The 10,499-nt window shown below is 40.3% G+C and carries 6 protein-coding genes and 2 pseudogenes; 2 read left to right on the top strand and 6 right to left on the bottom strand.

Annotation, left to right across the window (positions count from 1 at the left end; genetic code table 11):
• The 6 genes and pseudogenes from CDG79_RS36475 to CDG79_RS36450 form a co-directional block, all read right to left on the bottom strand.
• A pseudogene (locus CDG79_RS36475) lies at positions 1 to 683 on the bottom strand (DUF3854 domain-containing protein); the annotation flags it as partial.
• Between the two features lie 113 nt (positions 684 to 796).
• Positions 797 to 2,626 carry a group II intron reverse transcriptase/maturase gene (gene ltrA / locus CDG79_RS36470; RefSeq protein WP_223278565.1) on the bottom strand — a complete coding sequence of 610 codons (1,830 nt, stop codon included), beginning with the start codon at positions 2,624 to 2,626 and terminating at the stop codon, positions 797 to 799.
• 558 nt (positions 2,627 to 3,184) lie between these two features.
• Positions 3,185 to 3,571: a hypothetical protein gene (locus CDG79_RS36465; RefSeq protein ID WP_317616642.1), complete on the bottom strand. Its 387-nt coding sequence runs from the start codon at positions 3,569 to 3,571 to the stop codon at positions 3,185 to 3,187.
• A 159-nt stretch (positions 3,572 to 3,730) separates the two neighbouring features.
• Entirely contained in the window at positions 3,731 to 5,134 is a 1,404-nt protein-coding gene (locus CDG79_RS43075) for a hypothetical protein (protein WP_189525255.1), read from the bottom strand.
• A gap of 679 nt (positions 5,135 to 5,813) precedes the next feature.
• Entirely contained in the window at positions 5,814 to 6,146 is a 333-nt protein-coding gene (locus tag CDG79_RS36455) for a fertility inhibition FinO-like protein (protein WP_094346441.1), read from the bottom strand.
• Between the two features lie 11 nt (positions 6,147 to 6,157).
• The gene (locus CDG79_RS36450; RefSeq protein WP_094346440.1) at positions 6,158 to 7,672 is read right to left on the bottom strand and encodes an ATP-binding protein; all 1,515 of its coding nucleotides are present in this window, start codon (positions 7,670 to 7,672) and stop codon (positions 6,158 to 6,160) included.
• A gap of 467 nt (positions 7,673 to 8,139) precedes the next feature.
• Here CDG79_RS36450 and CDG79_RS45315 point away from each other — a divergent pair.
• Positions 8,140 to 8,211: pseudogene (locus CDG79_RS45315) on the top strand (4-Cys prefix domain-containing protein); the annotation flags it as partial.
• 141 nt (positions 8,212 to 8,352) lie between these two features.
• Complete coding sequence (locus tag CDG79_RS36445; protein ID WP_094346442.1) at positions 8,353 to 10,005, top strand: protein kinase domain-containing protein; 1,653 nt, start codon at positions 8,353 to 8,355, stop codon at positions 10,003 to 10,005.
• The last annotated feature ends 494 nt before the right edge of the window (positions 10,006 to 10,499 follow it).

Raw genomic sequence — 10,499 nt, 5'->3', positions numbered from 1 at the left:
CTGCTCCCCTGCTCCCCTGCACAAGCACAGGCTTTGAGCATCGGTGAGAAATCCGGGCGTAGACTCCTTGTTTCTCGAATGTCCTTTTATAGATGGCGTGAAAAGTTGTTCCTTTTCAAGATCATAAAGCTCAGGCACTCTCAAGCATTTTTCTTCAAGTTCAGGAATGCACAAAGCCTCAGAAAGATACTTGACATTAACAGTGACATCCGGCTGGTACTTGCTTAACCCCCATTTTTTAGCCCGATACGAGCGCTTGTAATCAGCAAGTGATTTAGCATCATCGATGATTGCGGTCAGTAGAGCGTTAGCATCTTCGCCCCGTGCTACAACAAAATCGTCAACACCTTTCTCTTGCCCACGCGCCCGTTCCAAATTCCCGGAAGTGCGATCGCTACAAACCCCAGACTCAGCAAGCAAGCAGCTTTTTTTTCCCCTTCGCATAAGATAATCGGAATCTCTGGGTGTTGCTTTATCCACTCCCAAAATATTAGTGGATTGAGTTGATCCAGTAAGCGCAATGCTAAAAGTGAATGATAGCGCTTAATTAAATAACGCTTTGCAACTTTGTCCCAGATGGGGGTAGCGACATCAAAGTAGGTAACACGGTTGGGGGTTTTGGGGGGCGACTCGTATTTGACGGGTTTCCCTTTTTGCCAATCAATGCGAGGAAAGTTGGGCTTATTAAACTCAACGAATCTGTCACCAGATCCGTTGGTCTTCAGAACCGGACATGAGACTTTCACCTCATCCGGCTCCTCAATGACTTGACTCAAATTATGAGTACCTCTAACTACTACTGACTACCTTCGTCTTCAGCTAATTTACTTAGCCGTGCGTTTGGATTGTCGTTTGCAGTTTTACTATCATGGCAGTGACGATGTAATGCTTGGAGGTTGGCGTATGTATCCAAACCATCTTTTGATTTGGGAATAATATGGTCAACTTCGATTAAATCGTCTTCCCTAAAGTACAATTCGCAGTGAGCGCATTTCCCTTGTTGCTTCTTGAGTAACGTTGCTACTCTTGTTGGTACTAGGGGATTTGAACCCTTTCTAGAACTCCAGTATTTCAGGTTTCCATCGAATGGGGATGCTGTGCCCTTAACTTTTACGTGCCTCACAATCTTTTTGTGTGAGTGCCTTGTTAGGGGCATTGTGACCAAACCATCTCTGGTTACTGAGAATACCCAATTGTCGCCACCTACCGGATGCCAGTATTTACTAGCAATCCATGCATGAGATTTTCCTGGGTGGCGACGTTTTGCCCATCTGGAGAGCTTTTGATACACCATATTGTCAAGCGTTGAGAATGTTTCTTTACTTACAGATGTTGAGTAATAATTCACCCATCCCCTAATTACAGGGTTGAGTCTCATTATTAATGCCTCAATAGGTGCTGATTTGTGAGCATCGATAATCTCAGCTAGAGCGTCGTAGTGGATCTTTTTTGCTTTCTTACTGGGCTTTATGAGAGTCTTAAATCCTAGCTTTTCTCCGTGGGCGGTTTTACCAGACTTGTTCCATCCAACTTCGTATTGCCTCACATTGAATCCCAGGAAGTCAAATCCTACCTCCGAAGCGAATTTGGTTTCTGGACTTCTGTGGGTTTTTCCAAGGTTTATATCAAAGGAAAAACGCATAGGCATTTCTCTTTTGTACTTTTCGTTAGGTATTTCTAGAGTGTGGCTGATTCTGGTTTTGCTAGGACTTAATTCCAGACCCATGTTTGCTAACCACGATTTTAGCTTTTCTTGCACTTCAATTATTTGAATTGCCTTTGGTGCTAGGATTACAAAGTCATCGGCATATCTTATTAAAGATATGGCACTTTGATTTTTGCTCTTCTCTCCTGGTAATTGCGTTGCATATTCTTTTACTAGTTCTTCCATCCCATGCAGGGCGATGTTAGCTAGTAGTGGGGATAATACGCCGCCTTGGGGAGTACCAACATTTGTATCAGATAACTGCCTATTATCCATTACACCTGCTTTCAACCATGCTTTGATTACTCTCCGCATTGTTGGGAATGTATTGATTTTGTTCAGCAGTTTTTCGTGGTTAATCTTATCGAAGCATTTTGAAATATCGGCATCTAAAACCCATTTATTGGATTTGTTGATGCTATTAAATATTGCTTCGACTGCATCATGGGCGCTGCGTCCTGGTCGGAAGCCATAGCTATTTGGCTCAAAATGCGCCTCCCATTCTGGTTCAAGAGCCAGTTTGACAAGTGCTTGAGTCGCTCTGTCGTGCATAGTTGGAATTCCTAATGGGCGCTTATCAACTGTTCCAGGCTTGGGAATCCAGACCCTTCTAGTTGCGCTAACTTTTTGGTTTAGCTTTAAGCTCAGTACCAAAGTCAGCCGAGCCTTGGGAGTTAACGATTTTACGCCGTCAACGCCTGCGGTTTTCTTTCCTTGGTTATCCTGGGTTACTTTGCGGACAGATAAAGCTTTTCCTGACCAAGACCTCATCAAGGTCTTTTGGAGTCTGCGAACTACTTTGGTATCACCACGATTAGAGGCAAGAAATATTCTTTTCTGAAGCTTGAATACATTACGTTCCAGCTTTCGCCAGGGTATTGTATTCCATTCCACCATCTGCAAACGCAGTGTTTTAGACATTTGTACTTCCTATTAAGACCATTTCTGACAAATCATCGTGAGTACGTCGGCATATCTTGACCATTACAGTCAAGCCTTCGCTTCTTACTCAATCTCGCCCGTTAGTGCATCCGGTTAGCACCTACTCAGGTATTCGACCACCTGAGAGCAGATAACGGGTTACTTCGTTCCGAATAACAATACTGATATCTTTAGAGTGACACTATTCACCGGGTTTAGTGGGGGTGCTTATTGGTCAGAGGACTATCTGCCAATCCCTATCCTTTACCTTTTGGTGTAGCGTTTCAGCCTGATTGCGCTACTTGTGGCTAACGATGATTCAAACGTGTCTTTAAGCAGTCGCTTTACTCATGGATATCTTGCTTGGCGATTACCGAGTTAGGCTCCCAGTATTTCCGCCTTTTATTCCCGCTTTACCGATTGATGGCTAGTCGCTACAGTAGGGAAAATGCTTTCACCTCAGCACTTGAGGGGTAGGTTTTTCACCTACATTGTTATTCAGTTATCTAGGCTTGAACCTAGCGACTAATCCCCTGGAATCCTTATGGATTCTAGTTTCTAGTCAACGAATCGCACGATCCTTCCCCACTCCATTGGTTGCCAGTTTTTGAATGGGTCAAGTGACTGAATCCACGTCCCACCTAGTAATAGATGTTGATATTGCCTTATGTATCTATCCGTGACCCGACCCGCATTCTTGCGTGGGATTTTATCAGATATGAACAGAAAATCATAAACTGATTCTCCCTCTACATGGAAAAAGTTGCGCTCAATCAACGCCGGATGAATGGCGCTACCAGTTAACAACTCATGGTACTCGGCAGCCGTGAGATTGTTTGGGTAAACAATAGGGTGTTCGCTCTGCTCAACTGATACCTTGCAATCTGGTTTAGGCTCGAATGGCTCAAAGTTGCCACTCTTAATTGCATTTTTATTTGTATTCACATTTTTTCCTAAATTTTTCCATGACAATGTGAGCGACATTGCACCTATACCGCAGCCAACATTAAATTGCATAAAGGCAGGGCTGTACTGCGGGAGCAGAACCCGTAGGGCTGTCCTTACTACAAGCGAATCAACCTGGAAAAATAAATGACGATTAGCTTAAGTGTTTACTGTTGACTGTTCACTGTTTTTTTGGGCTTGTGTAATTAAATCAGTCTCCTGGGTGGTAAGTTCAGCCCAGTAGTCAAGTTTTATCACCTCGTATTTCTCAGCCACAGCCCAAAACTCCTGCCATGTAAACTCAAGACGAGCAAGTACTTGCCTAATTTCACTAACCGCCTGGGGTAATAGTTGTAATTGCTCCGTCCTTGTTGCGATCGCCTCCTGTGTGGGACTAGTACCCAAAATTATCGCCGCCGCTTCGAGCGCTTGGGTGTTGTTCATGGCAACGCTCAGGTTTTTCAGTGCCATGCCCATGAGCCGTAGACATTCAGTTGCATTTTCTTTGGGGGGTTCGGCTGCAAGAGATCGCAGATCAATGGTTTTTTCTAACGCCTCTTTGACTTGCTTGTTCAAAACTTTGGTAGCCTGTTGGGTCATGGTATTCCCCCACTGCTGTTGAGGGCGTTCCTGTAAGGCGTGTTCTAGTTCCTGGATACGTTGGTGGAGTTGCTGATTCTCTATCTTGAGCTTTCTCAACCCCTCCATCTCATCTAACCGTTGCTGCAACTGGATATTCTGCTCTTTCTGCTGCTTGTACAGGAAATGCATAGATTGGATTTGCTCACTTACTTGGGCTTCGGCTCTAGCCGACACCTCTGCTTGTAGCCCAATTCTCAATTCCTGCTCCAAGCGCTCTAACTCAAGTTTGTGTTGCTCTTTGAGTGCTGCGATCGCTTCGGTGTATTCTGGTGGATATGTGCGCTGACTTGATTGAGACACAATTGCAGCATCCAAATCAGTGTTGTTTACCAGCAGCCTTTCACCATCAGAGAAGCTAACAATCTGCTGGGAATTATTCGGTGCGTCTGCACAAATCAGTCCCGATTCCCCATAACAGGGATGTTCTGGTGATGAAATTGTGATGACATTTTTCGGAACCAATGGTTCCTCATGGAATGGCTTTTTCCCTCTTGGCATTGGGGCAACTTGATTTGCCGCAGCAGCGAAATCTGATTCAGTTGGGTCTGGGTTTGATTCCAAAGCCAGTGTTATAGCAGCAATAAGTTTTTCTGGTTCTTTGGCTAACCTCAAAAGAGGACGGGCTTGGCGCTCATTTTTAATCTGTGACCCCAACTCCCCTGCTGCAACAATAACTTTTGATGCCCCTAAGAGTTGATTTATACGCCGATAGCCGCCATATACATGCAATTCGCCTTGACAATATTGTTCAAAGTTTTTGTACCCAGCGATTTTGTACATCCGCTCGTCATGCATGATGCGAAAGAGTTCTACTGCTTGCAACTCAAATTGGTCTATGGCAGCGAAGGTGTCTTTGATACTGCTATTAAGATCATCGTAATGAAGTGCTGATTTGGTTTCTTCTCTATCTAGTGTCAGCATATTTCTCTCCCGTCATTAGCACAAGGAGAGGGGTTTGAAAAAAATTTTGATGTCACCTTAATCCCGACACCAAGGTGTATTGGGCATAAGTCATTTTTCACGATATTTTTCCCTGATAACTTGGTTGACAAGCTTCAGAGGGGGTTGTATGAGTTATCAGTCAACAGTTGAAAGTTATCAAGGACTGTAAATCCCAACTGATAACTAGTAATTGGTAACTGTTACTCGCGCTGCTACTGCTTTTAGCTACAAAATTCGGGATATTTCTTAATCAAACTTAAGTTTACCTAAAAATGATGAATTTCGACAGCAAAAACACACCGCAAGGAATGGACTTTCCAAGCGGCAGATCCTATAATGGATCTGGTAGCGCGGTAAAAACTCTCGGACAAATTTAGTAGTCGTCTTGGTCGCCAAACTTCAACGACAATTTCTTTTGTTCCTTCGAGATCAACCCCGCTCTGAGGTTATATGGAATTTAAGACCCGCACAAAGCGCTACTCCTTAGTGGCGCTTTGTACGTTAAATTTTCGTACTCTTGTATCTTCACCTCCATACCTCCTTTCAATTAGCTTGATTTTACATAACTTTCCGTATCTAGGGAGATTCTGATTTTTGTTTCATTCCTCCATATTTACCGATGTTTATTCCAGCTTACCCTGATTGGGTAATCACTTTTTCAAGAAGCAGCACCTACCGCAGAGGTCGTTTCTGCCTTGGGCTTGCGCTCGAAAACTTGTATGCTGGGTTCTTCTAACACGAACCCATGCTCAGTTGACTGACCGAGTTTACCTGTGTAGACGCTTCGCTGCTTGTCGTTAGACATCGCTGGCATCCACTGTAGGTAATTACTAGCGGCATCGGTCAGTTTCTTATAAATTTTTGGTTTAACTGTGATTGTTCTGATGCGTCCGTCACAGTCTAGGTCAAACTTTTGCCAAGCGTTCTCTACGGTCTTGGGTTGTGGCAGTTCATTGATTTTAATTGTGATTTTTAGTTTGCCTGCAATCATAGCTACCTCTGTTAAAATGTGAGCGCTAATTCTGGTGAAGCATTAGATGTATCCACCAGTCCTGGTATATTTTTACTAATATATTTTTTGACTATAGGTTGAAGAGTAAAACTACTTTCTTCAGAAGCAGAATCCTTAATAATTTCAATTAAAAACTGCTTTTCTAACCCTTCTAATGCTGTAATTAAATCTGATATTGATAACGATATTGATTCCTTTTGATTCAAGCCATTTAATAAGCTAGTAAACTTAACAGGTTTCGAGTTTAAAGTTAACTCTTCTGCTATATAAATCATAATTTGTTGTTGAATTTTACTCAATAAGTAACCAAAGGCTTTATCAAGCATTGCTTGAAATTGGCTACTGAAAAGCGTAGTTCTATTTTCAAAAAACTTTTGAACACTTCCGCCAAAAAAGTGGTGAATTCGGGTAACTACCGTCTTTAGTTCTAAAGGATTGCCGTAGTAAATTTTAATTAATTCGTTGCATTTCTCTTCGTCATCCAATCCTTGATCAAATAGAAGTTGCATCGCAGGATCAGTCTCTAAACCTTTTATTTTTAGATATTGAATAGAACGTCCTGCTATTATAAGATCCTCAAATTCATCAGGAAAGACTCGATTAGTTAAGAGCAAGCAGCTTTGATTCATTTCCTCTATTAATCTGCGAAAAAATAGTTTGTACTCTAAGTGTTGCTCTAAATTAGTTGTTTCAAACAAGGAATCAGATTCATCCAATACCAAAAAACATCGGCGCGATTGCATCTGCTTGATCAATGCTGAAACCATTGCTTGAGTAAATTTAGGTGAGTCTAGCTTAGGCTCTAAAGGTTGGATTAGCTCTATTAGCTCGGCTATAAAGTCTTGAAACAGTGGTGCATGGGCAACTGATTTCCAAATTATGCAATCAAATTTGGGTTTTGATTCAACACTAATCTCTTGTATTAGCTTTGCAGCTAATGCAGTTTTACCAATGCCTGCTACCCCTACTAACGATACGCAGCGTTGCTTTATTATTAATTCTTTTAAGCAAGATAATTCTCCTGCGCGTCCATAAAAACTTGAGATGTCAGGAGGTTTACTTCCTATAATTTGTATCTGATTTTTAAGAGGGGAGCTTTTTTCTTCACTAGTAAAAGCAGATTGAGCATAATACTCTTGTGCAACTTGCTCTAAAAAATTACGTACATTCTTTTTAGTAACTCGCTTGCCATTTCCAATTGTTTTTGTGAGTATATCCCATAACCGAGTAGCTACACCTCGTTGTAAGTAATTGACGCTATAAGCTGAATTTTCTGCTATCTCTACAAACTCACGGTTATGCCACGCTCCCCTCATAATAAGTATCTCTGGTTGAGATAAGTATCTACCTCTTTTGGCAAGCACTAAATCATTGACTATTACTAAAGTTTCATCAAAACTTACTGTCACAGAAGAGTGTTTTTGCCCTAAAATATCTTGTTTCTTTGAAGCAAGGGGAGAATAATAGACTGGTGATTTTAGTATCTGGACAGCATTAGAATCCATAGTTATACTCATTCTGTTGTTCGAGCGACCAACCCCATACGCTTTTTCTCAATGCAACCGCCAACTAATAGTATCAAATATAACTCAGGAATACTTGATTTCTCTACTTAATAGCTGTTTGCTCCAAACAAATAATAACTCAAGTCACCAATTATGCAAAGGGGACGAAAGATAGAGTAGAATCATTACTTACGTACATCTGGAAAAAGTAGCTAATAAAACTACTGCCGTCACTAGATCGCAGTAGCAGTTATCAAATGGATTACTTTAAATGCTGCTGTTAAACTACTACCGATACACAAATATTAACAACTTTCCTAGTTATTCTTTATTTTTAAGTTATAAAATATACTTTATTTATTGAAAATGACTACTCAAAATTTTAAATCTTCACTTACATTATCGTTGATAGGAAGAAAGACTAGATTTAGGGTAGGTAGTTTATATCTGGCTATCCTCCTGCGAATGTGAGTTACTGTATAAATCCACTATGCGAGCAACGTCAAAATCCTAAAGGCATTGTAGAATGTCTTTTTTGTGGTACTTCGCTGCTAATTAATAACCGCATCCGCTTGATTAAGCCATTAAGACCGCTGAATGAAAATCCATTCAGCTATACTGAAGTTTTTGAAGTGGAGGACGCTGGTACTCAATGGAATCCCGTCCGCAAGCAGCGAGTTATGAAAGTTCTGAAATTGAACTCGCCGAAACTGGTTGAGTTAATCGAGCGGGAATCTCTTAGTTTACGGCTAATCCATCATCCAAATATTCCCAAAAGTACTTTAGATGACTTTTTCACTTTTGTTCCTGTCAATAGTTCTTTAACCTTATATTGCTTGGTTATGGATAAAATCGAGGGACAGAATTTAGAGCAATGGATAGAATCTAATGGGCGTATTTTGCAATCTCAAGCATTAGAATGGCTAAAAGAATTAGTTGAAATTCTTGCCGCAGTACACCGTGCTAATTTTTTTCATAGAGATATTAAACCTTCTAATATAATTCTCCAGTCAAGTGGTCAATTAGCGTTAGTTGATTTTGGTGTAGCACGGCGAGTGACTAGTACTTACTTAGCTAAAATAAGCGGAAGTGGAGGAGACAGCACGTCTAGAGGAGGAAAATATGAAATTACATCTGTTGGCACACCTCGTTACTCTCCGCCAGAACAAACTGATGGACAGGCAGTACCGCAATCAGATTTTTATGCTTTGGGTCGTACTTTTGTCCATCTACTTACTGCAATTCAACTAATCGATTTACCTACGGATAAACAGACAGGAAGATTAATATGGAGAAACAAAGCACCGCAAATTGACAAACCTTTTGCTGATTTTATTGATGAGTTGACGGCTCCTTTACCAGGGCAACGTCCGCAAAGTACTGAAGTTATCCTGCAACGATTAAAATTACTTCCTCAGCAAAGTAAAATTTATAGATTAACGAGGTCTAAAACGTTCAGAGTTAGCGCAGCAATTGGATTTATGATTTTGACAGTCTTTGTGACTTTCAAAGTATTATTACCATTAAGAGCTAAATATTTACTGTCTCAAGGGGAAAAGGCTGAGGCAGCAAATAATTTTCAGACCGCACAAGAGTTTTTTGACTCAGCTATAAAAATTAATCCTCAAGCCAGATACATAATTTCCAAATTTTATTTTGAAAAAGGACTTCGTAGTACGAAGAGTCTAGAATTAGCTAAAAGATACTATGAATTAGCAATTAAATATAATCACACAAATGTAGAATCATATAATAATTTAGGTATTGTGTGTAAACAATTACAAGATTCTGGGTGTGTAATAGATAGTTATGAAAAGGCTTTTAAGTTAACCTCTGATAATTGGGAAGGGCATTATGGATTGGGAACTTACTACGATGAACGAATGAAATATGATTTAGCAGAGCAACAATACCAGTTAGCCATAAAAATTAATAGACAAGCGATAATTGCTATCAATAATTTATCTAGAGTAAAAATTCTACAAGGTGATTATAATACAGCAATTTCTCTCGCCCAAGGAGGACTACAAAAAACTACAAATTTCAGATGGCAAGCAGTTTTGTATAAAAATTTAGGTTGGGCAAAATTTGAGCAGAAGAAATATAGCGAGGCGAAGCGATATTTAGAGAAAGCGAAAGAATTAGATATCCAAAGAACATCTACCCACTGTTTGCTGGCAAAAGTGGAGGGAATTTTAGGTGATTTTGATAACTCTTGGCTTTCCTGGGAAGCCTGTTTGCTAACTGAATCTAGAGAACCAGAGGTTTTCATCTGGCGAGCCGAAATAATAGAAAGAATTAGACAAAAAGCTCCTAATTTAATTGAAGATTAAGCTTCTTGAATTTAATAGCGTCTCAATAGTAACAAATTATTATTAGAATTTACAACCCTAAACACCTTTTTTTATCTCTCTAATTCTTGTATGCTATTAACTTGCATATAACTATATAAAACTTTTGATGCTAAGTACACACAGACAAAAGAACAAAATTGGGAGAAAAGTCTACATCTCCCAAATTTTAGTAGTTGCATCAACGATACTTCTTCTAGGTTGGAGTAATGCGTGGGGTCAGGTAAAGCCAGAAGCAAAACGTAGGTGTAAGGTTATTGGTCGAGTTACTAACGTGAGCGATCTTCGCTGGCGAGTAAATAGCTTATTGTGTTCAGGAGATCGCATTACTCCAATGAATGGACGAACAGTTATAGCGGTATGCATTTGAATGAGATACGAACTTATGTACTACAAGGATTGTGTACTGAAATTAATAGTTACCTAGAAAACTTTAGACTGGTTCTAAATATTCAGTGAAACAGTAGCAACAATGA

The organism is Nostoc sp. 'Peltigera membranacea cyanobiont' 232 (assembly GCF_002245985.1).
Classification (GTDB): domain Bacteria; phylum Cyanobacteriota; class Cyanobacteriia; order Cyanobacteriales; family Nostocaceae; genus Nostoc.
Note: the sequence above shows the minus strand (reverse complement) of the source record. Positions and strands in the feature narration are given on the sequence as shown.